The 24,109-nt window shown below is 61.0% G+C and carries 19 protein-coding genes and 1 pseudogene; 4 read left to right on the top strand and 16 right to left on the bottom strand.

All coding sequences use genetic code 11. The features are described from left to right. The first annotated feature begins 27 nt into the window (after positions 1–27). Positions 28–1,914 (top strand): cytochrome c biogenesis protein DipZ, encoded by a 1,887-nt coding sequence (locus M0D64_RS26000; protein WP_266259790.1) that lies wholly within the window; start codon positions 28–30, stop codon positions 1,912–1,914. A 47-nt stretch (positions 1,915–1,961) separates the two neighbouring features. Continuing rightward, positions 1,962–2,699, top strand: a complete 738-nt coding sequence (msrA, locus tag M0D64_RS25995) for a peptide-methionine (S)-S-oxide reductase MsrA (RefSeq protein WP_266259789.1) — start codon at positions 1,962–1,964, stop codon at positions 2,697–2,699. Between the two features lie 29 nt (positions 2,700–2,728). On the opposite strand, the gene M0D64_RS25990 is transcribed toward msrA, so the two are convergent. The 16 genes and pseudogenes from M0D64_RS25990 to M0D64_RS25915 form a co-directional block, all read right to left on the bottom strand. Next, the gene (locus tag M0D64_RS25990; RefSeq protein ID WP_266259787.1) at positions 2,729–3,562 is read right to left on the bottom strand and encodes an AraC family transcriptional regulator; all 834 of its coding nucleotides are present in this window, start codon (positions 3,560–3,562) and stop codon (positions 2,729–2,731) included. 123 nt (positions 3,563–3,685) lie between these two features. Beyond that, positions 3,686–5,194, bottom strand: coding sequence for a DHA2 family efflux MFS transporter permease subunit (locus tag M0D64_RS25985; RefSeq protein WP_266259785.1), 1,509 nt, complete (start codon positions 5,192–5,194; stop codon positions 3,686–3,688). A 219-nt stretch (positions 5,195–5,413) separates the two neighbouring features. After that, positions 5,414–6,091, bottom strand: a complete 678-nt coding sequence (locus M0D64_RS25980; RefSeq protein WP_266259784.1) for a glutathione S-transferase family protein — start codon at positions 6,089–6,091, stop codon at positions 5,414–5,416. A 165-nt stretch (positions 6,092–6,256) separates the two neighbouring features. After that, positions 6,257–7,897: an AMP-binding protein gene (locus tag M0D64_RS25975; RefSeq protein ID WP_266259877.1), complete on the bottom strand. Its 1,641-nt coding sequence runs from the start codon at positions 7,895–7,897 to the stop codon at positions 6,257–6,259. Between the two features lie 76 nt (positions 7,898–7,973). Beyond that, positions 7,974–8,369 carry a RidA family protein gene (locus M0D64_RS25970; protein ID WP_054033712.1) on the bottom strand — a complete coding sequence of 132 codons (396 nt, stop codon included), beginning with the start codon at positions 8,367–8,369 and terminating at the stop codon, positions 7,974–7,976. Then, complete coding sequence (locus M0D64_RS25965) at positions 8,366–8,809, bottom strand: thioesterase family protein (protein ID WP_266259783.1); 444 nt, start codon at positions 8,807–8,809, stop codon at positions 8,366–8,368. The genes M0D64_RS25970 and M0D64_RS25965 overlap by 4 nt, the downstream gene beginning before the upstream one ends. Continuing rightward, positions 8,806–10,014: an acyl-CoA dehydrogenase family protein gene (locus M0D64_RS25960; protein WP_266259782.1), complete on the bottom strand. Its 1,209-nt coding sequence runs from the start codon at positions 10,012–10,014 to the stop codon at positions 8,806–8,808. Before M0D64_RS25960 ends, M0D64_RS25965 begins: the two co-directional genes overlap by 4 nt. 1 nt (position 10,015) lies before the next feature. Continuing rightward, positions 10,016–10,867 carry an enoyl-CoA hydratase family protein gene (locus tag M0D64_RS25955; protein ID WP_154561078.1) on the bottom strand — a complete coding sequence of 284 codons (852 nt, stop codon included), beginning with the start codon at positions 10,865–10,867 and terminating at the stop codon, positions 10,016–10,018. A gap of 23 nt (positions 10,868–10,890) precedes the next feature. Continuing rightward, the gene (locus tag M0D64_RS25950) at positions 10,891–11,448 is read right to left on the bottom strand and encodes a MarR family winged helix-turn-helix transcriptional regulator (protein ID WP_168435731.1); all 558 of its coding nucleotides are present in this window, start codon (positions 11,446–11,448) and stop codon (positions 10,891–10,893) included. Then, entirely contained in the window at positions 11,445–12,218 is a 774-nt protein-coding gene (locus M0D64_RS25945) for an SDR family NAD(P)-dependent oxidoreductase (RefSeq protein WP_266259781.1), read from the bottom strand. The genes M0D64_RS25950 and M0D64_RS25945 overlap by 4 nt, the downstream gene beginning before the upstream one ends. Continuing rightward, positions 12,215–14,587 carry a bifunctional salicylyl-CoA 5-hydroxylase/oxidoreductase gene (locus M0D64_RS25940; RefSeq protein ID WP_171928167.1) on the bottom strand — a complete coding sequence of 791 codons (2,373 nt, stop codon included), beginning with the start codon at positions 14,585–14,587 and terminating at the stop codon, positions 12,215–12,217. The genes M0D64_RS25945 and M0D64_RS25940 overlap by 4 nt, the downstream gene beginning before the upstream one ends. A gap of 174 nt (positions 14,588–14,761) precedes the next feature. After that, complete coding sequence (locus M0D64_RS25935) at positions 14,762–18,118, bottom strand: EAL domain-containing protein (protein WP_266259780.1); 3,357 nt, start codon at positions 18,116–18,118, stop codon at positions 14,762–14,764. Between the two features lie 410 nt (positions 18,119–18,528). Beyond that, positions 18,529–19,272, bottom strand: a complete 744-nt coding sequence (gene phbB / locus M0D64_RS25930) for an acetoacetyl-CoA reductase (protein ID WP_266259778.1) — start codon at positions 19,270–19,272, stop codon at positions 18,529–18,531. Between the two features lie 140 nt (positions 19,273–19,412). Next, positions 19,413–19,979, bottom strand: a complete 567-nt coding sequence (gene phaP / locus M0D64_RS25925) for a TIGR01841 family phasin (protein WP_266259777.1) — start codon at positions 19,977–19,979, stop codon at positions 19,413–19,415. Positions 19,980–20,272: 293 nt separating this feature from the next. Further along, positions 20,273–20,467, bottom strand: a pseudogene (locus M0D64_RS25920) (hypothetical protein); the annotation flags it as partial. A gap of 800 nt (positions 20,468–21,267) precedes the next feature. Beyond that, positions 21,268–21,417, bottom strand: a complete 150-nt coding sequence (locus M0D64_RS25915) for a hypothetical protein (protein ID WP_266259776.1) — start codon at positions 21,415–21,417, stop codon at positions 21,268–21,270. Between M0D64_RS25915 and M0D64_RS25910 the strand changes: the two genes are divergently transcribed. Further along, positions 21,418–23,349 (top strand): protease pro-enzyme activation domain-containing protein, encoded by a 1,932-nt coding sequence (locus tag M0D64_RS25910; RefSeq protein ID WP_266259774.1) that lies wholly within the window; start codon positions 21,418–21,420, stop codon positions 23,347–23,349. It abuts the gene before it with no gap. 234 nt (positions 23,350–23,583) lie between these two features. Continuing rightward, positions 23,584–23,742, top strand: coding sequence for a hypothetical protein (locus tag M0D64_RS25905; RefSeq protein WP_171928170.1), 159 nt, complete (start codon positions 23,584–23,586; stop codon positions 23,740–23,742). The last annotated feature ends 367 nt before the right edge of the window (positions 23,743–24,109 follow it).

The following is a 24,109-nucleotide window of genomic DNA, read 5'->3' as shown; positions in this document are numbered from 1 at the left end:
CGACTTACCACAACGCCCGGAACCGACATGCTACTCATCGTTCTTGCCTATCTTGGCGGCGCTCTCACGATCCTCAGTCCGTGCATCCTGCCGGTGCTGCCCTTTGTCTTCGCGCGCGCCGATCAGCCTTTCGTGCGCAGCGGGCTGCCATTGCTGGCCGGCATGGCGCTGACTTTCGCCATCGTCGCAACCCTCGCCGCCGTGGGTGGCGGCTGGGTCACGCAGGCTAACCAGTATGGCCGCTGGCTTGCCATCGTCTTGCTCGCCGTCTTTGGACTGACGCTCCTGCTGCCGCGTTTCGCGGACCATCTGATGCGCCCGCTGGTGAGCGCCGGCAATCGCCTGTCGAATTTCGCGCAGGGCGACGGCCAGCAGGTTAGCGCGGGATCGTCCTTTCTGCTGGGCATCGCCACCGGCCTGCTGTGGGCGCCGTGCGCCGGTCCGATTCTCGGCCTGGTGCTGACCGGCGCGGCATTGCGGGGCGCGAGCGTCGGCACCACGCTGTTGCTGGTTGCCTATGCGGCCGGTGCGGCGACGTCGCTCGCGGTGGCGCTGCTGATCGGCGGCCGGGTGTTCACGGCGATGAAGCGCTCGCTGGGTGCGGGCGAATGGATCCGCCGCGGGATCGGCGCGGCGATGCTGGGCGGCGTGGTGGCGATCGCGCTTGGGCTCGACACCGGCGTGCTGGCGCGTGTATCGACCATCGCTACCGGTGGTATCGAACAGAAACTGGTCGACAAGCTGTCGCCCGGCGCGACGCCGGCTAATCCGGTGGCGGCGGGCAACAAGACCAATGCACCGACCAACGCACCGGCCAACGCACCGGCCAACGCATCGGGCAGCGATGCCGTGATGACGGCCAACCCTGCCGCCGATGCAAGCGACGCCGGCGCGATGATGCGTGTTTCGCAAGGCGCGTCAGGGGGCGCGGCTGCGTTGCCCGTCGAAGGTGTGCTGCCGACCTTGAACGGCGCCGTTCAGTGGCTGAATTCACCGCCGCTGACGGTTCAGGACCTGCGCGGCAAAGTCGTGTTGGTCGATTTCTGGACGTACTCGTGCATCAACTGCCTGCGTTCGCTGCCGTACGTGAAAGCATGGGCGCAGAAGTACAAGGACCAGGGGCTCGTCGTCATCGGCGTGCATGCACCGGAATTCGCGTTCGAACGCAACGTCGACAACGTGAAGAAAGCTGTCCACGATCTCGGCGTCGACTATCCCGTCGCGATCGACAACAACTACGCGATCTGGCGCGCACTGAACAATCAGTACTGGCCGGCCCATTATTTCGTCGATGGTAAAGGGCAGATTCGCTATCACCATTTCGGCGAAGGCGATTATGCGGAATCGGAAAAGGTGATTCAGGAATTGCTGACTGAGGCAGGGCATGCGAATGCGTCGAAGGTCGCAATCGGTATCACCGGCACGAGCGCGCAAGGCGTGCAGGCAGCGGCCGACAGCGCCGACATGCAATCGCCGGAAACCTATGTCGGATACGAGCGTGCCGAGAATTTCACGTCGCCCGGCGGCGCAGCGGAGGACAAGGTTCACACCTACACAGCGCCGTCACAGCCCGCCGTCAACGATTGGGGGCTGGCCGGTGTGTGGAATGTGGGTGCCGAACAAGCGACGCTCGCCGCGGCGTCCGGACGCATCGTTTATCGCTTCCATGCGCGTGATCTGCATCTGGTGCTCGGTCCGGGCAAGGACGGCAAGCCAGTTCGCTTCCGCGTAAGCGTGGATGGCGCGGCACCGGGCGCTGCGCACGGAACAGATGTCGCCGCTGACGGTACGGGCACCGTTACCGAGCAGCGTCTTTACCAACTCGTGCGGCAAACCGGCGATGTTGCTGATCACACGTTCTCGATCGAGTTTCTGGATCCGGGCGTGCAAGCGTATGCATTTACGTTTGGCTAAGCTGAGCCTGACGGCGTGAATCAACCACTTATCGAAAGACTGACATCATGCAAACAACCTCTACTAGCAAGGTTTCCCAACGCAGGCGTTCGTCGTTTTTCCGGCTCGCGGGTTGCGTCGCCATTGCGGCGGGCGTCTTCGCCGCGCAGCGCATCGCGAACTCAGCCGAAGCATTGACGAAGATTCCGCCGCCTGCCCATGACGAGAGCGTCGGCTCGGTGCATAGCGAAACCGCTGTGTTCGCGGGCGGCTGCTTCTGGGGCGTTCAGGGAGTGTTCGAACACGTGCGCGGCGTGAAGCAGGTCGCCTCGGGATACACGGGCGGCGCGGCTGGGACTGCGCAATATGAAACCGTCAGCGAGGGCGATACGGGGCACGCGGAGTCGGTGCAGGTCACCTATGACCCGACGCAGATAACGTACGGACGTTTGCTGCAGATTTTCTTCTCGGTTGCACACGACCCCACCGAGCTGAACTACCAGGGGCCCGACCACGGCACGCAATATCGCTCGGCGATCTTTCCAGCCAATCCTGAGCAGCGTAGCGTCGCGCAATCGTATATTGCGCAGCTCGACAAGGCGCACGTATTTTCAGGGCCAATCGTCACGCGCGTGGAGGATTTCAAGGGTTTCTATCCGGCGGAAAGCTATCACCAGAATTTCCTCGCGCTCCATCCTGACTACCCGTACATCGTGATCAACGATCTGCCGAAGGTGAGTGGACTGAAGCGCATGTTTCCCGATCTGTATCGCAACGATCCGGTGCTGCTCAAAGTGAGCGGCTAGTTTCTCGAGCTAGCCGCCCAACCCTCGAATCAAGCCTTCAACGGTAGCCAGATTTCGAGCCCACCCATGCCGCTGACCGGATCGAACTTCTCGTCATAGCGCTCGAAGTTGGGCGCATCGGCGGGAATATGTCCCGATGCCGGCAGCCACTGATTCCAGATCGTGTTCCAGGTGCGCCGTATGGTCGAGATATGCTCGCGGTGGTTGAACACCGCGTAGCGCTGCGGGGAAATGCGCAAGCGGCTCAGTTCGGCAGGCAATGCCGAAAAGTCGCTGACTTCGACGCCGCACAAATAGTCGACGTTGCCGGCGTCGTCGGCGTTGTAGCAGACGCCATACGCCATGTTGCCGACCTGGCCCGGCACTCTGCCGAAGTATTCGCCAAAGCGCTGCCACTGCGAAGGAATCGCGGCGCAGGTTTCGCTTGTATAGCGCTCGCTCAGGCCCGCGACGAGAAACGGTTTGCCGTCTTCGAAACGCGGCGGTTCGAGATGCGTGAGAAGGGTTTCGTCCATTTTGATCGGCTCCACGATGGCGATGTTGTCGAGGTGACCACGCGCGCGCAGCGCTTCGGGCGTCAGTCCGAATTGCTCGCGAAACGCACGCGTGAATGCTTCGTGAGAACCGTAACCGGCGTCGATGGCGACGGTCAGAATATCGGGTGCACCGTCGGCGAGGCGTCGTGCCGCTTCGCTCAAGCGGCGCGCGCGAACATAGCGCATCACCGAAAGCCCCGTGGCCGCTTCGAAAGCGCGCGCCAGGTGAAAGCGCGACACGCATCCACAGTTGGCGATGTCGTCGAGCGTCAACTCGCGAGCAAAGTGGCTTTCGATAAACCAGAGCGCTTTTCCAACGGGGTTCATTTCGGCTCTCACGTCAGCATGAAGCCAGCATAGCCAGGCGCGATGCGGCGCATTTGATCGCGCTTGCGGTTTTTCGGTGGGCGTCTGATTGACCGTGATCGGCCAGGTTTCAGATCGGAGAGGTCAGTAGTTTTCGGTCGCTGCCGTGTTGCTGGCACCACGCGACTGCGCTGCAGCGGACCCGCCGTCACCGTGTGCATCCGCGTGCGCGTTCGCGTTCGCGCCACCGGGTTGCCCCGGGCGCAGCAGCAAACCGCCCAATACACCCGCCGCTGCCGCGAAAATCGCACCGAACAGGAACGCCACGTGGTAGCCGCTGTTGAGCGCCGTCACCGCGTTTTCAGAAGCCTGCATCGCGTCACTGCGCGCTGCCGCGAGACTCGCGAGCACGGCGAGACCAAGTGCGCCACCCATCATGAACGACGTATTGACGATCCCGGACGCGAGACCCGAGTCGCTCGGATCGACGTCGCTCATGGCGGCCAGCAGCAAGGGATTGAATGCGATGCCCGCGCCGAAGCCGAGCAGGATCATGCCGGGCAGCACGTCGAGCACGAAGCTGCCGTTGACGGGCGCGCGCGCAAACAGCGCGAGGCCAATCGCCGCGACCAGCAGCCCGACGGCAAGCGGCGCGCGCAGACCGAAGCGCATCACCACGCGCGCCGACAGGCCCAGTGAAAAGAACGCCATGATCAGATTGGCCGGCAAAAACGCGAGCCCGACCTGCAAGGGCCGGTAGCCGAGCACGCGCTGCAGATACAACGCGGAGATGAAGAACCACGCGAACATTGCCGCTGCCCACAGCACACCGACCACATTGGCGGTTGCGACATTGCGCAGGCGGAACAGACCGAGTGGCATCAACGGATGCTGCACGCGCGCTTCGATCACGAGAAATACGGCCAGCAGCGCGAGCGCGGCGAACAGCAGTCCGAGCGTCTGCGCCGAGGTCCAGCCCGCTTCATTGCCATTCACGACGGCGTACACGGCCAGCATCAGCGAAGCGGTGACTGTCACCGCGCCGGCCACGTCGAGCCGCTCGCCATGAGCATGGCCGCGCGCCGATGGCAGGAGCGCGACGCACAGCGCGTAGACGGCGATGCCAATCGGCAAGTTGACGAGAAAGATCCAGTGCCAGCTCAGCAGGTTGGTCAGCAGACCGCCGAGCAACACGCCGATGCTGCCGCCGCCCGCGCAGACGAAACCGTAGATACCCATCGCTTTCGCCCGTTCGCCCGCTTCGGTGAACAGATTCATGATCAGCGACAGCGAAACAGCGGAGACGACTGCGCCGCCCAAACCCTGCACGGCACGCGCGCACACCAGCAGGATTTGCGAATTCGCCAGGCCGCACGCGAGCGACGCCAGCGTGAACAGCGTGATGCCGCCGAGGAACAGCTTGCGATGACCGTAGAGATCGCCCAGCCGTCCGCCCAGCAGCAGGCAGCCGCCGAAGGTGAGCATGTACGCATTGACCACCCACACCAGCGAGGTTTCGGTAAAGCCGAGGTCCGCGGCGATCGACGGCAAGGCAACGTTCACGATCGTCGTATCGAGCACGATCATGAGCACGCCGAGGCACAGAACGATCAGCGCCAACCAGCGTTTGTTGCCGTGGATGGAATGGGTCATGCAGGGGCTCCTTTGCCGTGGTCTATCGAGCGGAAGCGGGCTCAAGCGGGCTCAAGCAGGCTCAAGCGGGCACCAGCGGATGCAATCGAATGCCGGACGTTCCGCCGCTCGGCACGAAGTCGAAGCCCGGTCGGCAACCCGTTGATGGCAATGGGGATTTTTAGTCTAGCACCCGCGAGTTTTAAGCCACAACTACGAATTCCTGGGCGGGGTTGCCCATTAATCGCCGCCCAGCAGTTCGTACTTGCCGCCGCGCTCCAACGCTCGCTGATAGGCGGGCCGTGCGTGAATGCGTTTCAGGAAATCGACGACGGCGGGAATCTGCCCTTCCATGCCGCCGCGCGCGGTGGCGGCTTCGAGCGGAAAGCTCATCTGAACGTCAGCCGCCGTGAAATCGTTGCCGACGAACCAGCCGGTCGCGCTCAATTCCTTATTGATGAAACCGAGGTGCAGTTTCAACTGCGGATCGATGAAGCTCGATTGCAGCGTCCACGCGATCTTGCGGGCGATCGGCTTGGCGAAGAACGGCATCGGCGCGCTGGCGATGCGCAGGGCGATCAGTTTCAGCAGCAGCGGCGGCATCGCCGAGCCTTCCGCATAGTGCATCCAGTAGGTGTAACGCAGCCGCTCGGGCGTGCCCGCTGCGGGCGCGAAGCGGCCTTGACCGTACTTGTCGACCAGATACTCGATGATTGCGCCGGATTCGGCGAGGGTCTGGCCGTCGTCCGTAATGACGGGCGACTTGCCGAGCGGATGCACCGCGCGCAACTCGGGCGGCGCCAGCATCGTTTTCGGGTCGCGCTCGTAGCGCTTGATTTCGTATGGCACGCCGAGTTCTTCGAGCAGCCACAACACGCGTTGCGAGCGGGAGTTGTTCAGATGATGGACGATCAGCATGGGTCGAAGGAGGTTGGCCGGTGAAGCGTCACATCATAGGGGCGTTGTGCCGAGGCGGGGCTCTATTTGCTCGCCCCTTTGACGAAAGGGGCGAGCCATGCGGTGCGTCTCTTACTCCGATCCCATGCAACATAGTTGCCGAGGAAAGAGGGACTACATGAGGGGCTACCCGAGCGTACGCAATTCAAAGCGTTTGATCTTGCCGGTTTCGGTGCGCGGCAGCGAGTCGATGAAAGCGATGACGCGTGGGTATTTATACGGCGCCACGCTATTTTTAACGAAATCCTGCAGTTGCGCGACCATTTGGTCGTCAGGCGTATAACCTGGGTTCAGCACCACGAAGGCCTTGACGATCTGTCCGCGCGTCTCGTCGGGTACGCCGATCACGCCGCATTCGGCCACCGCGTCGTGTTGCATCAACACGCTTTCCACTTCCGGGCCGGAGATGTTGTAGCCGGCGGAGACGATCATATCGTCGGCGCGGGCCTGATAGAACACGTAGCCGTCTTCGTCGAGATAAACCGAGTCGCCGGGAAGATTCCAGCCGTCGCGAACGAACTTCGCTTGCCGTTCGTCGGCGAGATAGCGGCAGCCCGTCGGCCCGCGCACCGCGAGTTTGCCGATTGTGCCAGCCGGGACGGGTTGCATGGCGTCGTCCACGGCCTGCACGACATAACCCGGCACCGCGCGACCGATGGCATGCGGGCGGATCGCGTCGCCTTGCGCCGAGATGAAAATATGGATCAGTTCCGTGCCGCCGATCCCGTCGATCATTTCGATGCCGCTTGCGTCGTGCCATAGGCGGCGCGTCGAATCCGGCAATGCTTCTCCAGCCGAGACCGTTTTCTTCAAGCTTGAAACGTCGTGATGCGCGACGAGCGGAGCCATCTGCCGATAGAACGTTGGCGCGGTGAACATGACTGTCGCGTGAAAGCGCTCGACGGTTTGCAGCAAGGTCTCGGGCGTGAGCTTCTCGATCAGCACCGTCGACGCACCCACTCGCAGCGGAAAGCACAGCAAACCACCGAGGCCGAATGTGAAGGCGAGCGGCGGCGTGCCGCAAAACACATCGCTCGGTGAAGGTTTCAGAACATGCCGCGGAAACAGATCGCACATCGCGAGGACGTCGCGGTGAAAGTGCATGCAACCCTTCGGTGCGCCCGTCGTGCCGCTGGTGAAGGCGATCAGGCAGACGTCGTCAGCGGCAGTGTCGCAGGCGGTGAAGTGGTCCGGTTTGTTGATCGCCAAGGTATCGAGCGAATCGGCGGAATCATCATGAAACAGGCGCGTTTGTTTCAAACCCGCGCAGTAGAACTCGTCCTTGGGATCGTTGCAGCGTGCGAGTTCGGCGGTCAGGCGTGCGTCGCATAGCGCGGCGTTGACTTGCGCCTTGTCGATGATCTGCTTGAGTTCTTTCGCACGCAGCAGCGGCATGGTGGGCACCACGACGAGGCCGGCCTTCAGCGCGGCGAGCGCCGTCACCGCCATGTGCAAGGTGTTCGGTCCGCGCAGCAGCACGCGGTTGCCTGGCTGCAAACCCATTTCGTCGACCAGCACATGCGCGCTGCGATTCACCAAGGCCAGCAACTCACCATAAGTAGTCGCCTGCGGTTTCCCATCCACGTCCGACCAGATCGCCGGACGGTCGCGATGTCCCGCTTCGATCGTTCTGTCGAGCAATTCCGTCGCGCAATTGAAGCGCGCCGGGTAAGCAACGTCCGGGTTGTCGAGCAGAAAGACGGGCCATTGATCCTGCGGCGGAAGATTGTCGCGCGCGAAGGTATCGACGTGTGCTGACGGTTCCATCATGGTCTCCCGGGCGTTGAGCCGGCTGAATGCGCTTCGGTTGGCTTGGTGGCTGGCTATTGCGTGTTTCGTGTGCTTACTGCGGAATCACTGCCGTGGCTTCGATCTCGACCTTGGCTTCGTCTTCGATCAATGCAACGACCTGTACCGCGCTCATCGCGATGTCGTAGTCGCCGATCAACTCGCGAAACGCGCGGCCGATATCTTTCAGCGAGGCGAGGTATTCGCGCTTGTCCGTGACGTACCACGTCAGCCGGACCAGATGCTCGGGCTTGCCGCCCGCTTCGTGCAGGACGGCGAGGATGTTCTTGAGCGCCTGAATCGCCTGCTGCGCGAAGTCGGTGGTCTGAAAACGCGCCTGTTCGTCCCAGCCGATCTGGCCGGCGATGAACACCTGCGTGCCGGTTGCGGCAACGCCGTTCGCGTAGCCGCGCGGCTTGATCCAACCGGCGGGAAGGAGAGCTTTTTTCATGAGCGATGCGCCTCGATGGATTCAGGCTGTGGGACAAACGCCGCGAGCGCGCTCGCGATGTCTGTGGGAATGTCGATGGATGTGCCGCTTTCGAGCGATGTCGTTACCAGCACCTGTTTCGCGCGAAACCGGATTTCGTCGCCGTGCTGGCCGACGATCTCGATACTGATCGAGCGGCGCCCGACCTTCGTGACGCTGAGTGACAGCGTGATCGTTTCGCCCATCTGGCTCGGCCGCGAAAACTCGCAATCGAGCTTGACGATCGGCAAGCCGACCCGGCGTTGCGCGATCATTTGCGCATAGTCGATCTGCATGCCTTCGTTGAACCAGTCTTCGACCAACGCGTTGGTCATCACCAGATATTGCGGAAAGAACACGATGCCGGCCGGATCGCAGTGCTGGAAGCGGATACGGACAGCTCGTTCGAAGGTCGCGTTCATTTCGCTGCGTCCTTGATGACTTCCGCGGCGTGCGCCTTCAGAAGGTCGCGGCCGACAATCAACTGTTGCACCTCAGTCGCGCCTTCATAGATCCGCAACGCACGAATTTCGCGGTACAGCATCTCGACGGCTGTGCCGCTTTGCACGCCCATGCCGCCATAGAGTTGCACGGCGGCGTCGATCACGTGTTGCGCGCCTTCGCTTGCGTGCCACTTGGCCATCGCGGCTTCACGGGTGACCTGTTCGCCCTGATCGCGCAGCCAGGCCGCGCGATAGACCAGCAATGCGCTGCTGTCGATCGTCAATGCCATTTGCGCGAGCTTGGCTTGCGTCAACTGAAAATCGCCGAGCGTCTGTCCGAACATCTTGCGCGACGCCGCACGCGAGAGACCTTCAGCCATCGCATGACGCGCGAAGCCCAACGACGCTGCCGCCACCGAGGTGCGGAAAATATCCAGCGTACGCATCGCGAGTTTGAAACCTTCGCCGGGTGCGCCGAGCATCTGGCTGCGCGGCACGCGTGCGCCGGCAAAGTGCAAACGCGCTAGCGGATGCGGCGCGATCACGTCGATGCGTTCGGCGATTTCCAGACCCGGGGTGTCGGCATCGACGATGACGGCGGTGATGCCGCGTGCGCCCGGCGCTTCGCCGGTTCTGGCGAACACTACGTAGAAATCGGCGATGCCGCCGTTGGAGATCCACGTTTTGTCGCCGTCGAGTACGTAGAAGTCGCCGTCTTCGCGCGCTGAGAGGGACATCGCAGCGACGTCCGATCCCGCTTCCGGTTCCGACAAAGCGAAGGCGGCGATAGCCGTGCCATTTGCGACCCGTGGCAAATAACGTGTCTTTTGCTCATGAGTGCCGCCGAGCGAGATCGCGCCAGAGCCGAGTCCCTGCATCGCCAAGGCGAAATCCGCGAGACCGGAATGCTTGGCGAGCGTCTCACGCAGCAGGCACACCGCGCGCGTGTCGATCGTGTCGCCATTCCCGCCGTAGGCAACGCCGCCGACACCGTATTTCAGCCAGCCCGCTGCACCGAGTTCACGGACCAGGCGGCGGCAGGTTGCATCGACGTCGTCATGTTCTACGTGCGAGAGATTCGCGCGGCACCATGCTTCGATACCTGCGGCCAGTTCGCGATGGCGTGGTTCGAAAAACGGCCAGGCCAGTGCGCTGTGCAGATCCAGATCGCTGTTGGTGCTCAATTCAATCTCCCTCGAAGACAGGGCGCGACTTCGCGGCAAACGCGCTATACGCACGTTCGAAATCGCGCGTGCTCATGCAGATTGCCTGTGCTTGCGCTTCCGATTCGATCGCTTCGTCGATGCTCATGCTCCATTCCTGGTGCAGCATCTTCTTCGTGATGCCGTGCGCGAAGGTCGGACCGGCGACGAGATCGGCGGCGAGCTTCTGTGCGTCTGCGATGAGCGCTGCCGGTTCGCACAGGCGGTTATAGAAGCCCCATGCGTGGCCCTCGTCACCACTCGCCGAGCGGCCCGTGAACAGCAATTCGGCGGCGCGTCCCTGACCGATGATGCGCGGCAGGATCGCGCAAGCGCCCATATCGCAACCGGCGAGACCGACGCGAGAGAACAGAAACGCGAGCTTGCTGCGCGCGGTGCCGAGCCGCATATCGGACGACATTGCCAGGATCGCACCGGCGCCGGCGCAGACGCCGTCGACCGCGGCGATGATGGGTTGCGGGCAGTGGCGCATCGCTTTGACCAGATCGCCGGTCATGCGCGTGAACAGCAGCAGTTCCGGCATCGGCAGATCGATCAGCGGCGCGATGATGTCGTGCACGTCGCCGCCTGAGCAGAAGTTCTCGCCCGCGCCGTGAATCACGACTGCCTTCACGTCGGTCGCGTACGCGAGTTGCCGGAACAGATCGCGCAATTCAGCGTACGACTCGAACGTCAGCGGGTTTTTGCGTTCGGGGCGGTTCAGCGTGATCGTCGCGACCTTGTCGGCGACCGACCAGCCGAAGTGCCGCGCCTCGTAACCGGCGAGTGTCAGGCGGTTGCCGGCTAGCAGCGCGTCGGCGTTGGATCGTGTCATGAGTGTCTCCAGTTCGGTGCGGATCAGTCTTTCAGACTGTCGAGCAGATGTTGTTTGAGTTTGCCGAGGCGCTGATGGGTCCGCGATTTTTCATCGAGGCTCAAGCCGCCGAACAGTTCGACAACCCATTGCTCATGCGCGATGGCCATCTTGTCGAACGCCTTGCGACCCGCGGGTGTGAGGCACACGCTGATCGAGCGGCGATCGTTGGGATCGGTGCCACGCGAAACCAGACCTTCTTTTTCGAGCTGATCCGTAATGCCGGTCACGTTGCCGCCCGTCACCATCAAACGGCGCGACAGTTCGGTCATCTTCAGGCCTCCCGGATGACGTTCGAGTTGCGCCATCAAATCGAAACGCGGCAACGTGGTGTCGAATTCATTACGCAGGCGCTTGCGCAGTTCGGCTTGCACGAGATTGGTCGTGGTCAACATGCGCAGCCACAGACGCAGGCCCATGTGACTATCGGCGCCGGTACTCATTTCCAGATCCACGACGTTCTCCGCTGGTTTGGCGACGCCTTTGCGCGGCGGCTTTGTTTCAGCCGTCGTAGTCTTTTTGAAGTTCGATAACTTGGTCACATTACTTCTCCACCGGAGATGGAAATGGATTGACCCGTGATCGCGTCCGAGCCGGGTTGGCAGAGCCAAAGCACTGAGTTCGCGACTTGCTCCGGGCTCACGAAACGACGCTGCGGATTCGTGCGCAGCAAGGTTTCACGCGCCTGCTGTTCGGTGCGCGAGGTCTTGCTGGTGATCTGTTCGAGCGATGCGTGCAGCAGTTCGGTTTCTGTATAACCGGGGCAGACGGAGTTGACTGTGATGCCCTTAGTCGCGACTTCCAAAGCGAGTGAACGCGTCAGGCCGATCACGCCATGTTTCGCGGCGCAGTAAGCGGCGACGTAGGCGTAGCCGATTTGCCCCGCCGTGCTCGCGACATTGACGATGCGGCCGTGGCCACGCTCGAGCATGCCGGGCAACACGGCGCGCGTGCCGAGGAAGACGCCGGTGAGGTTCACGTCGAGCATGCGCTGCCAGAGCGCCATGTCGGTGTGAGTGAAGGGTGCGGCTTGCGCCTGGCCGGCGTTGTTGACGAGGATATCGATTGCGCCGGCTTGTGCGAATGCCTTCTCGACCGATTCTTCGCTGGTGACGTCGACGCTGATGCAGGCGACCTCGCCGAGCCCGTTGAAAATCTCCCGCTGCGCATCGAGACGTTGTGCGTTGCGGCCCATCAAGGTGACGCGGGCGCCGGCGCGCAGCAGCGCTTCGGCTACGGCGGCGCCGATGCCGCTGCCGCCGCCTGTGACGACAGCGTGCTGTCCTGCGAGGGTCGTGTTGGGCGTATTCACGTTGTCCCCTCAGCGCGTTGCGCGCGTTCTTGTGGCGACAAGCCTGCGTTCGCGGCGGCCTGTGCACGCTCGCGTTCGAGATTGCGCTCGAGTTGCGATTTGGCTGCCGTGTAAGGCTTCGGCCACGTCACGTCCAGATAGCCGATTTTTGCGGCTTCATTCAACGTCCACGACGGATTGGCCAGATGCGGCCGCGCGATCGCACAGAGATCGGCACGGCCCGCCGCGATGATGCTGTTCACGTGGTCCGCTTCCGAGATCGCACCAACGGCGATGGTTGCGATGCCGGCTTCGTTGCGCACGCGGTCGGCGAAAGGCGTCTGGAACATGCGGCCAAACACGGGCTTTTCCTGCTTGCTGACCTGGCCCGACGAGACGTCGATCATGTCCGCGCCTGCGGCTTTGAACGCGCGGGCGATCTGAACGGCGTCGTCGGGCGTGGTGCCGCCTTCGACCCAATCGTTAGCGGAAATACGCACGGAAATCGGCTTGTCTTGCGGCCAGACGGCGCGGATCGCCTTGAAGACCTGCAACGGGTAACGCAGACGGTTTTCAAGTGAGCCGCCATATTCGTCGGTGCGCTGATTCGTCAACGGCGACAGGAAGCTCGAGAGGAAATAGCCGTGTGCGCAGTGCAGTTCGAGCCAATCGAAGCCGGCTTCCGTGGACATTTGTGTGGCGCGTACGAATTGCGCTTCGATTTCTTTAAGTTCGTCTCGTGTGGCTTCATGCGAGGTCTGACTGACGCCGCTTAAATATTGCTGCGGCGAAGCGGACACGAGCGGCCAGTTGCCTTCGTCAAGCGGCTGGTCGATGCCTTCCCACGCTACACGTGTCGAGCCTTTTGCGCCGGAGTGCCCTAGCTGAATGCCGATCTTCGCGTCCGATTGACTATGCACGAGATCGACAATTCGCTTCCATGCCGTGAGATGCTCCGGCGCGTACATGCCGGGACAAGCGGGCGTGATGCGCGCTTCGGGCGACACGCAGGTCATTTCCGTCATGACCAGCCCGGCGCCGCCCATGGCGCGGGCACCGAGATGCATCAGATGATAGTCACCGGCGATGCCGTCGACGGCGGAGTATTGCGCCATCGGCGAGACGACGACGCGGTTTTTCAGGGTGACGCCACGCAACGTGAAGGGCGTGAACATCGGCGGAACGGAGTGCTTTTCAGGCGCGCGTTCAATGCCGGAGCGGTGTGCGAGCCAGTCTTCGAACGTCGAGAGATAGGTCGCGTCACGCTCCCGCAAGTTCTCGTGCGAAATACGCTGCGAGCGCGTAAGCAGCGAATACGCGAACTGCTCCGGCTCGAACGATGTGTAGCGATCGACATGCTCGAACCACTCCGTCGAATTGCGCGCGGCGTTCTGGATGCGCAATACGTCGATACTGCGGACATCCGTGTAGTGCTGCAACGCAGCGGGCAAATCACCCGGATGCGCGCCCATGCTGTTGGCGAGTTCGATCGAATCTTCGAGCGCGAGCTTGGTGCCCGAGCCGATCGAAAAGTGCGCGGTGTGCGCGGCGTCGCCCATCAGTACGATCGGTGTTTGCGTGCCGTCGGCGTTGCCGCGCCAATGCACCCATTCCTCATTGACGACGCGCGGGAAGCGAATCCACTGCGACGATCCACGCAAATGCGCGGCGTTCGACAGCAACGGGTTGCCGTCCAGATACTTGGCGAACAGCTTCTCGCAGAACGCGATGCTGTCTTCCTTGCTCATTTCGTCGAGACCGGCGGCGCGCCATACGCGCTCCGGTGTTTCCACGATGAACGTAGAGGTCTGATCGTCGAAGCGATAGGCGTGGGCCTGGAACCAGCCGAACTCGGTTTCTTCGAAGGCGAATGTGAAGGCGTCGAAGAGCTTTTTGGTGCCGAGCCAGACGAAGCGGCAATCGCGCATGTCGATCGCGGGCTTGTAGGTGGCGGTGTACTTCTGACGGATGGCGCTGTTGGCGCCGTCACAGGCGATGATCAAGTCGGCGTCGTAGGTGGTGTCGTCCGTGACCTGGGTTTCGAAAACCAGCTTGACGCCCAGTTCTTCGCAGCGGGCCTGGAGGATATTCAGCAGACGTTTGCGGCCGATGCCGCAGAAGCCGTGGCCCGACGAGCGAACCTGCCTGCCGCGGAAATTGATCTCGATGTCGTCCCAGTGGTTGAAGGCGTCGAGGATCGCGTCTGCGCTCGGGGCGTCGGCGGCGCGCAGGTTGCCGAGTGTCTGGTCGGAGAAGACCACGCCCCAGCCGAAGGTGTCATAGGGCCGGTTGCGCTCCACCACCGTGACGTCATATGCCGGGTTCCGGCCCTTCATTAACAGGCCGAAGTACAAGCCGGCCGGGCCGCCGCCGATACATACGATGCGCATGTTGACTCTCCATGTGGACCTTTCTCTGGAGGGTAATTTAGGCGTCGATAGTTTAGATGTCAAGTAAATTGTGGGGCGGCGCGCGTGCGCGTTGCGGCGGATGGTCAGTCAACAAATGAAGCGGGCGAGACGCGCATCGTATGCCCGTTCACCGGACGGGTGTCCCGTCGTTGGTCAACTACGTGTATCAACCCCGCGGAGAAGAACTTCCTCCATAGGGGCGGGGACATGGACGAAGTACCCCTGTATGTAGTCGGCTCCCATGTCTCGCAGCAATGCCGCGACGGCGGCTGTTTCGACGAATTCCGCAATGGTCTGCTTGCCGACTGCCTTTGCTACATCGCAGATACACCGCACCATCGCCTGATCAATGGGGTCATGTTCGAGATTGGTGATGAACTGTCCGTCGATCTTGAGGTAGTCCACAGGCAACGCTTTAAGGTAGCCGAACGACGATGCGCCACTTCCGAAATCGTCCAGGGCGAAGTGCATGCCGCGCAATCGCAGCGACTGGACGAACTCCGTTGCAACTGACAGATTCGTGATCGCCGCTGTCTCTGTTACTTCAAAGCAAAGCTTATGCGTGTCGAATTGAAATGAGTCAGCCAGATCCCTCACGTACCGATGGAAGGCGTGGTCACCAATGGACTGGCCGGAGAGGTTCACCGCGATACTGTCAACGTGGTCCAACTGGTCGCGATGGTGTGTCATCCATGCGAATACGTATTTGACCACCCAGCGGTCAATGCGGGAGGCCATGTGGAAACGTTCAGCCGCTGACAGAAAAACGTCGGGCAGTACCAGAGTCCCATCAGACTCGCGCAGGCGCAACAGAAGTTCGCACCGAAGATGGTTCTCCTGCTGACCAAGCGCCCGTATGCGCTGGGCATATAGCTCGAAACGGTCTTCATCGAGGGCCTGCTCCAGACGCGTGACCCACTGCATCTCGCCGTGCCGCGCGATTACGGCCTGATCGGCGTCGAACCACGAGTGCACACGGTTACGCCCGGCGTCCTTGGCGGCGTAGCACGCATTGTCAGCGGCCTGAAGCACGGCCGCAGTCGTTGGCCAGCGCTCGTCAATGGGTACCAGACCGATGCTCGCACCAATATGGAAGCGACGTTCGTTGTAGGCAAATCGAAATTCGTCGAGGCGCTCGCAGATCTGGGAGGCGACCCGACGGGCCTGCTCCGTGTCGCATTGCTCCAGGATGACGCCAAACTCGTCGCCTCCTAGCCGGGCTAGTGTGTCGGTTGCCCGGATACACTGTCCCACCTGTTCCGTCACTTGTCGCAGCAACTGGTCGCCGGCGATATGCCCGAAGGTATCGTTCACGACCTTGAATTGATCAAGGTCGATGTACAGCATGGCGTGTTTGCTGCCTGCCTCGCGTGCATGGATTAGCACGCGGTTAAGTTGCGTTTCGAATTCCGCGCGATTTAGCAACCCCGTGAGGGCATCATGTGTGGCGCGATAGCTCATTTCTTTGGTGAGCCGACGTTCTTCGGTCACGTCGTGAAACACCAGAACGACACCCAGAACTTCGCCAATCGTACTGACGATCGGGGCAGCGGAATCCTTGATCGCATGTTCTGCACCGGACCGTGATATCAGGACGATATTGTCAGTGTTACCTACGACGCGGTTCTCACTCAGACACTGGGTGACGGGATTCGGAGCGTGCATGCGCGTTGATTCGTTGCGGGCATCAAATACATCGTCCAGCGGAAGGCCGCGCGCCTGGGCAATGAGCCAGCCCGTTAGTCGCTCTGCCACTGGATTCAGGTATGTGACGCGACCGTGCGGATCGGTTGTGACGACGCCGTCGCCGATTGAATGCAACGTTATCTGGAGGAATTCATGCTGTTCGGCAAGGGTCGCCTGCATCCGCTTGCGCTCGGTGGTCTCGAGGACCAGAACAGCACACTGATTGGGGCCGGGGCGATATGCCACCATGTCAAACCAGCCGTCCCCTGCTGTCGGTATATCCTGTCGCGCAACCGGCTCGCCGGTGAGTACAACCCCAGTTAGCGTGCCGAGCCAGTCCCATTCCAGGTCTGCCAGCCCGGCAAACACCTCGGAGACCTTCCTGCCGATCATGAGATCGGACGGAATATGACTTGTCCTTGCAATTGCCGGATTTGCCGCGACGAACCGGAAGTCGACAACCTTCGCGCTTGCGTCGCTGACAATATCCAGCAATACGAATCCGACCTGCATGTGCTCAAAAAGTGCGCGATACCGGCGCTCACTTTCGAGCAGGGTGGCCTCGACCTTCCTGCGCTCAGTGATATCCTCGATCACGGCCATGGACCGCCATGGCACGCCGTCGCTCTGCCTTTCGAGAAAGGCGGACAACAATACGTCGATCACTTCGCCGTCCTTGCGCACCATTTCGTATTCGACGTTGCGGCAATGACCGGTGCGGAAGAACTCGGGAAGCACGACCTGACGGGCGTACTCGCGCGACGCGGGTGTCAGGAAATCGGATGACGGCCGCCCCAGCACCTCGACCCGGTCATACCCAAGCGTGCGAAGCCATAAGTCGCTCACGCTTATGAGCCTGCCTTGCACATCAATCGAGTGAAGCATCGCCGGGGTGCGTTCGTAGAGTTCGCGATACCTCCGCTCGCTCTCGATCAACGCCTGTTCGGCGCGCCTGCGTTCACTAACATCGCGTCCCACTGCATGGATCGCCACAATCCGTCCGTCGATGTCTGTCACCGGTCGGTAGTTCCAGCGCACCCATCGTTCGACATTATTTATCGTGGACATACGGGCGACCAGCGTCGCGCCCGATCGACGCGTCACCACGTCACGTAGAGCCGCGGCCACCGATGCGCGGTCCTCGTCGGCAACCGTATCAAGCAGGTTGGCACCCGCAAGCCTCGACGAGGAGCCGTCCATATAGCGTGCGGAGGCGTCGCTAACGTAGCCGATCTCTCCACTGGAACTGGCCAGCACGACGAGGTCTGTTTTCGGCTCAGGAGCGGTGTTCAGATTGAATCCCTTCCCGAACTGGGCGTCGGCGAGGGCACCCGCAGTGGGATTGAGCAGGCAGGTGCTGACAATATGCGCCAGGCTGTCCAGAGCAGCACGTTGCATATGAGTCAGTCGTTGCGGCTCGCATGCCGCCACCGACAGCACACCTATGCACTGCCCCATCGGGAGAAGGATCGGCGTATTTGCATAGAACCGGATCTCAAGCGTACCGAAGATGAACGGATTCTGGGCAACGCGAGGATCGTCTGCCGCATCGACCACCTCAACCGCTTGATGGTCGCCCGCAACGAGCAGGCAGAACGCCGCCTCAGCGGCCGTCCACTCTTCCGCAGATAACCCGACATCTGAATGAAGCCAGCTCGAGTCAGGATCCGGCAAGGTTACTGCGGCGATCGGCACCTCGCAAATCGTCGCAGCGAGGCGTGCGACCTCTTCAAAAACTGAGGTGATTGTGCCACTGACAATAGCCGAATTGATAGCGTCGCCACGATGCGCGGGCCGGTACTCAGGCAGACGGTGAGATGTCATGTCGGGGTTCCCCGGAAGATTGCACGACTGAATGCGAAAGGTATCAACAGCGTACGCTGTTTTTTTGTTTTTGCCGTTTCCGGAACATATCTTGACTGACGGTCCCGACAAGGACCACAAGTCTGCACGGCAGGGTGAATCTGTCATGGATGCGATAACGGCTGGTTGCCGTCGGCGCGCAGGCGAGCGGAGACGGCGCGATTCCGAAGGTAGGCGAGCAATGCGCATACCCGGTCCGGCGCGACCGCACAGAGGACCGAAGAGCGGGTCATGTGCTTTTGCCTTGCGCATACCATGTACGGATTGACGGTCACGCAGACAAGCGTCCTCCCGGCACGGATGGCTTCGCTACCCCACGCTTAACCGTCTGAACCTCAGAGTTGCCTTGATCCGGACGTCGGCACTTCGACTCACTGGAGGTGCTGGCCGCCGTTGATGGCGATATTCGCCCCGGTCAGAAAACCTGCCTCGCGCGAACACAGGTACAGGACTAGCGCAGCGACTTCGGCGGGCTGTCCGAGCCGTCCGACAGGTATCTGGGGAATGATCCTGGTTTCGAGGACGTCCTGCGGCACCGCCATCACCATCCGCGTCGCAATGAATCCTGGCGAGATCGTGTTAACGGTTACACCTCTTTTCGCGACCTCGAGCGCCAGCGATTTCGTGAAGCCGTGGATGCCTGCTTTCGCGGCCGCATAGTTGGTCTGGCCGAAGCCGCCTTTGGAACCGATGATCGAGGATATATTGATAATGCGTCCCCAGCCACGCTCGACCATGCCGTCGCAGACGGGCTTCGTCATGTTGAAGACCGAATCGAGGTTGGTGCGGATGACTGCATCCCAGTCGACCTTGTCCATCTTCCTGAAAACGGCATCGCGGGTGATACCGGCATTGTTGACCAGGATGTCAACCGGGCCCACTTCGTCGAGGATTCTTCCGGCACACGTTGCACACGATTCGTGGTCCGCCACATCGACGGCATAGGCGCGGAACAGGCGGTCCTGGGTTTCCATGCGTGCAAGCCACGCGTCGACGCCTGTGTTTTTAGGCGAGTAAGTGACAATGGTCGTGTAGCCGGCATCGCGCAGTCTGATGCTGATGGCTTCGCCAATCCCGCCGGTCCCACCTGTGACAAGGGCGATCTGATTCGTCATTTCCGTTACCTGATCGTCGATTCAAAGAAAAAAGCGACGCACGAGCCTCCGAAAAGATCGGAGCGTTCCCACACCATGAATTTCGCAGTTTGACGACCTGCAGATGCGGACATAACAGCCGTACGTCGCGGAAGGAACGACTACTTCGATGTAGCACGAGCAGCCCGTTCGGCCGCCTGCCTGGTGGTTTTTGACACGACTTCACTCACTGCTGCGGCATTGCTTTCTGCAGCGAGGATCGCCTGTTGAGTGGCCTTGTACGTCGTCTCGTACCAGGTGCCTGCGGCGGCAATCGCAGACTTCAAGGATGTAATGGCGGTTTCTGCAGCGGCCGGCGCATGCCGCGCGGCCCCGCCAATCGCCTCCTGCAATTTGCGCTGCTGCCCAGTGACATACTCATTGATGACGTTTGCAAATTCCAGTTGGGAATTTGATGCAATGGCGAATAATTGCCGGTAGTACGACTGGATTTGCGGCGCGATCCGTTCCGCCGCGCCACTGTGCAGTGCGCCCCATTCTTGAAGACTGTTTCCCGATAGCGCTTCGAACACTACCTCTCCGGTTTCGGTGATACTCGACCTGGCGGTTTTCAGATTCAGTTCGATCATCTTCTGAAAAGTCTCGACGGTTCTGTTTGCCAAAGCAAACGATGCTTCCATGCTAGCCTGTTGCCCCACAGAGTTTTGCTCAGGATTCCACAGATTCATCGCTTGCTCCAAAAAGGTGACAGGAAAGGGGTACGTTGAGAGAGAAAAAAACCTTCATCCAATGAAGCCGGGTTGTGTCAAAAGATCTTCGCCCCTGCGCCCTTGACGACATGGGCATCTGGAGCGCCGATATCGGCTTCTGTTACAGGTTCGAGAGGCAACGCTAAGGCGAGGGGATGCTCCGATCTGCCTGTACAGCATCTGCAGTCCCGTCGCCCGGACAGCACTGCCTTCGGCTTGCTGCCGGGTGCGGTGCGTCGTGGACGGCTCGGCTCATCATGCTGCTCCACGTCGAACCGGTCCAACTGCAGAAGCAGGCTATCGATCGAGCATAACTGGACCTTCGTGAGATGGCACGAGTCGAGTAACCGGTAGAGCCGTCTGCGCCAATATTCGGCTGGCAGAATCGGGCCGTCTTCAAACCCGCATAACGACGGACGCATCACGCACTCGATGTGCGCGATGTCCTCATCGATCAATATACCCATGCCCGCCCCCGGTGCATTTTCGAATACTGCTCAATGACGTGTTTTACATTCGTGTGTGACCGGTACTATAGGTCTATCTATCTTCGAAATCCAATCTTAAATCGTGCATATGGCGATGCCGATGCCTGTCCGTAAATAGTTCGATAGAAAATCGTTAAAAAAGAACGCGCGATTCAAACACCTTTTCGCTTTGGCGTAACGCTATATGTCGAAGCAGGGGATCCTTGTGCGAGCGTAACTCTGGCGAATATCCAATGTGCATGACGTTCGCTGGGTGGAGAAGGAATCAAACGGCGTCGTTGCCGCGTGGTGCAACAGCGAAGAGTCAATTTATTGGCGAATTGAGCACCTGTTACGTGCCGCACGATGGTGCACACGTGGTGAATTCGAGCTCGCCGAATCGTGCAAACGGGCATAGGGCGGCGGAGCCTTGACAGCGGCTCAATGGTTCCTACTATCGATTGACTGACCGGTGCCAAGACGAGAGCGAAGACTGCCTTTCTCTCCGTGGCATGGGAAGTTGCGGTCGAAGATGCGCGGCCGTCGCCGCGACCTGAGGTTGTCTGCGAGCAATGTACGTCCCTACGCTCAATGCTCTCAGGAAGGCCGTTGAAATTTGCCCCGGCTGGATGATTGGGGTGCTGTCTCGACAAGCTCCGAATACGACTTGCTGCTGATTTTCGGATGCATAAGGTGGGTGGCCGATGTTGCGAGGGCGTGTACGGAGAAACGACATGTTCACTCGATTCCAATCAAGATTCCGGGTCATTGTTCTGATTCTTTTCACTGTGGTTTGTACGTCATCCGAAGCAATAGCGCAAACGACACGGCAGCTCGTCACTCAGGTTGTCGACGAGCGGCAGACCATTGAGCTGGCCGGCAATATTCGACCCGAGGCAAGCGCGCAGAACGATCTCGGGCGGGTCGACGACACGCTTGCGCTTGACCACATGCAGCTTCTGCTCAAGCGCCCAACCGAGACCGAAGCGGCTCTCGTGCGCTTCATCGATCTACTCCATGATCCGAAGTCGCCTTATTTCCATCAGTGGCTCACGGCCGAGCAATTCCGCGCGAATTTCGGTCCGGCAGACGCCGATGTGAGCATGGTCAGCAATTGGCTTTCGAGGCACGGACTCACGGTGAACGGCGTGCAGGCAGGTGGCATGGTGATTGACTTCTCGGGCACCGCCGGGCAGATCCACGACGCGTTCAGGACAGAAATTCATCGGCTCGACGTGGGCGGCGTCGGGCATGTCGCGAACATGAGCAATCCCCGAATTCCGGCAGCACTTTCGGATGTGGTGAATGGGATCGTGTCACTGAATGATTTCCGGCCGCACACAAATTTCAAGTCCAGACCCGAATACACGTACACCAGTGGCAGTTCAACCTATCATGCAGTCGCTCCCGCGGATCTCGCTACGATCTACAATCTGAACCCGATGTTTCGTTCCGGCATCTCCGGCCAAGGCCAGACGATCGTCGTGATCGAGAACACCAACGTTTACAGCCCAGCCGACTGGACGACCTTCCGCTCGACCTTCGGATTGTCCAGCTACACGTCGGGCTCCTTTACTCAAATCCATCCGGTGCCGGCAAGCGGTGCGAACAACTGCACGAATCCCGGAGTCGTCGCGGGCAACGAGAGAGAAGCTGAACTGGACGCAGAATGGGCCAGTGCCGCGGCTCCAGGCGCCGCCGTCGTACTCGCGTCCTGCGGGGACACGAGTACCACGTTTGGCGGCCTGATCGCGCTCCAGAACCTCGTGAACAGCAGCAACCCGCCGGCGATAATCAGTATCAGCTACGGCGAATGCGAGGCGATGAACGGGGCCACCGCCAATGCCGCTTACAGTTCGGTCTACCAGCAGGCGGTCGCCCGCGGCATCTCTGTTTTTGTCTCGGCCGGTGATGAAGGGGCCGCGAGCTGCGACGCAAATTTGGGAAATGCCACCCATGGAATCGGAGTCAGCGGCTTTGCCTCGACACCCTACAACGTTGCGGTTGGGGGCACTGATTTCGGCGACACCTATGCCCGGACCACGGCTTCTTACTGGACCGCGGCTAATGCCGCGACCTATGGCTCGGCGATATCTTACGTCCCGGAAATTCCGTGGAACGATTCCTGCGCCAGCGTGCTGATTGCTGCTGCGAACGGCTACCGCACGAGCTATGGCACGACCGGTTTTTGCAACAGTCCGACCGGCAACGCCAATTACCTGACGACGGCGAGCGGCAGCGGCGGCCCAAGCGGCTGTGGGGCGGGTGCGCCGTCGGTGAGCGGCGTCGTGAGCGGAACGTGCCGCGGCTATGCCAAGCCGGTCTGGCAAACGCTGCTTCTGCTGTTGGGCAACCCCGCCGACGGCGTGCGTGATCTTCCTGACGTCTCACTCTTCGCGGCCAACGGCGTTTGGGGCCACTACTACATTGTCTGCGATTCTGACGTGCCGGATGGCGGTGCGGTTTGCACAGGAGCCCCGAGCGGGTGGGCCGGCGGCGGGGGAACGTCATTCGCCGCGCCGATATGGGCCGGGTTCCAGGCCCTGGTGAACCAGGCGACCGGGTCCCGGCAGGGTAATCCGAACCCGGTCTACTATTCCCTCGCGGCCACGGAATATCTGTCGGGCGGGACCAGCACCTGCAATTCGAGTCGCGGCAATGGCGTCGCCAGCAACTGCGTCTTCTATGACATTACGCTCGGCGACATTGACGTGAACTGCTCAGGCACGAATGATTGCTATCGCCCGAGCGGCAATTACGGCGTCCTCTCAACGAGAAACAGCAGCTATTCGAAAGCGTACGGCACCGGTGCTGGTTGGAACTTTGCCACCGGCATCGGCACGGTCAACGTCACCAATCTGGTGAACGCCTGGCCGCGTTGACCGGTTCGATAAGTGGGTGTGTGGAGGCTACGCGCGCCGCGCAGGAGACCCCTTGGGGGGCAGCGGCGCTTGCGTTCGCGCGTCGGTCGATGATTGTTTTCGCCCACGTTGTTCAGCCGGGCGCCGGCTTTGGCGAAGAGTGCAGCGCAAGCCAGTTAGAGCACGCCATGGACCAACCGGTAGCGCACGCGGCTCATGTGCCCGCGATAAGTCATGTCGTGAATGGAGGTTCCGATGAGTGAAGCAGTGGGAATCGTGATGAGTTCGTTCGTGCTGGCGATGGCACCCGTGTTCGTCGCCGCTCATTATTACCGGGAGCAGATGCGCCGAAAGCGGCTCAGGCAACTGGCTCACCGTCACTACTGGCCGCACTGGAGCAACGCCCGGCATTGAGCTTTTGCGCTCGCTGCGCTGTTGTTGCGGTACCAGGGGGGCGCGTCGTTGCCGGCACGTATGCGCGCACGGGTTTCGTCAGGAAACGCACACGGGCAATACCTACGCAATGGCTGCCGTCGCTTCGTACGCCACGCGGTAAACATCAATTCGGGCGACGCTGAAACAGCGATATCTTGTGACTCGGCTGCCGCGTTCTCAGGCGCGGTGGCCGCCTTCGGATGCTGCTGGTCCTCTCAACCAGCAGCATCCCCTCGGTCAGGGCTTCACCGCCCTGGCTTTTTTGTGCGCCCGACATGGGCGCACTCTTGCGGGTGCAAGGCGATGTAAGAAACGGACGATTTCAGTTCTCCGGATGCTTCCACAT

This window comes from Paraburkholderia sp. WS6 (assembly GCF_030464835.1).
GTDB lineage: Bacteria > Pseudomonadota > Gammaproteobacteria > Burkholderiales > Burkholderiaceae > Paraburkholderia > Paraburkholderia madseniana.
The sequence above is the reverse complement of the archived record's forward strand: the minus strand, read 5'-3'. Positions and strand labels throughout refer to the sequence as shown.

Bases quoted from the DNA above. Each gene is read 5' to 3' on its own strand.
- M0D64_RS26000 (WP_266259790.1), top strand. From the start codon at position 28: ATGCTACTCATCGTTCTTGCCTATCTTGGCGGCGCTCTCACGATCCTC.
- msrA (WP_266259789.1), top strand. From the start codon at position 1,962: ATGCAAACAACCTCTACTAGCAAGGTTTCCCAACGCAGGCGTTCGTCG.
- M0D64_RS25990 (WP_266259787.1), bottom strand. From the start codon at position 3,562: ATGAACCCCGTTGGAAAAGCGCTCTGGTTTATCGAAAGCCACTTTGCT.
- M0D64_RS25985 (WP_266259785.1), bottom strand. From the start codon at position 5,194: ATGACCCATTCCATCCACGGCAACAAACGCTGGTTGGCGCTGATCGTT.
- M0D64_RS25980 (WP_266259784.1), bottom strand. From the start codon at position 6,091: ATGCTGATCGTCCATCATCTGAACAACTCCCGCTCGCAACGCGTGTTG.
- M0D64_RS25975 (WP_266259877.1), bottom strand. From the start codon at position 7,897: ATGGAACCGTCAGCACACGTCGATACCTTCGCGCGCGACAATCTTCCG.
- M0D64_RS25970 (WP_054033712.1), bottom strand. From the start codon at position 8,369: ATGAAAAAAGCTCTCCTTCCCGCCGGTTGGATCAAGCCGCGCGGCTAC.
- M0D64_RS25965 (WP_266259783.1), bottom strand. From the start codon at position 8,809: ATGAACGCGACCTTCGAACGAGCTGTCCGTATCCGCTTCCAGCACTGC.
- M0D64_RS25955 (WP_154561078.1), bottom strand. From the start codon at position 10,867: ATGACACGATCCAACGCCGACGCGCTGCTAGCCGGCAACCGCCTGACA.
- M0D64_RS25940 (WP_171928167.1), bottom strand. From the start codon at position 14,587: ATGCGCATCGTATGTATCGGCGGCGGCCCGGCCGGCTTGTACTTCGGC.
- M0D64_RS25935 (WP_266259780.1), bottom strand. From the start codon at position 18,118: ATGACATCTCACCGTCTGCCTGAGTACCGGCCCGCGCATCGTGGCGAC.
- phbB (WP_266259778.1), bottom strand. From the start codon at position 19,272: ATGACGAATCAGATCGCCCTTGTCACAGGTGGGACCGGCGGGATTGGC.
- phaP (WP_266259777.1), bottom strand. From the start codon at position 19,979: ATGAATCTGTGGAATCCTGAGCAAAACTCTGTGGGGCAACAGGCTAGC.
- M0D64_RS25910 (WP_266259774.1), top strand. From the start codon at position 21,418: ATGCAGCTTCTGCTCAAGCGCCCAACCGAGACCGAAGCGGCTCTCGTG.
- M0D64_RS25905 (WP_171928170.1), top strand. From the start codon at position 23,584: ATGAGTGAAGCAGTGGGAATCGTGATGAGTTCGTTCGTGCTGGCGATG.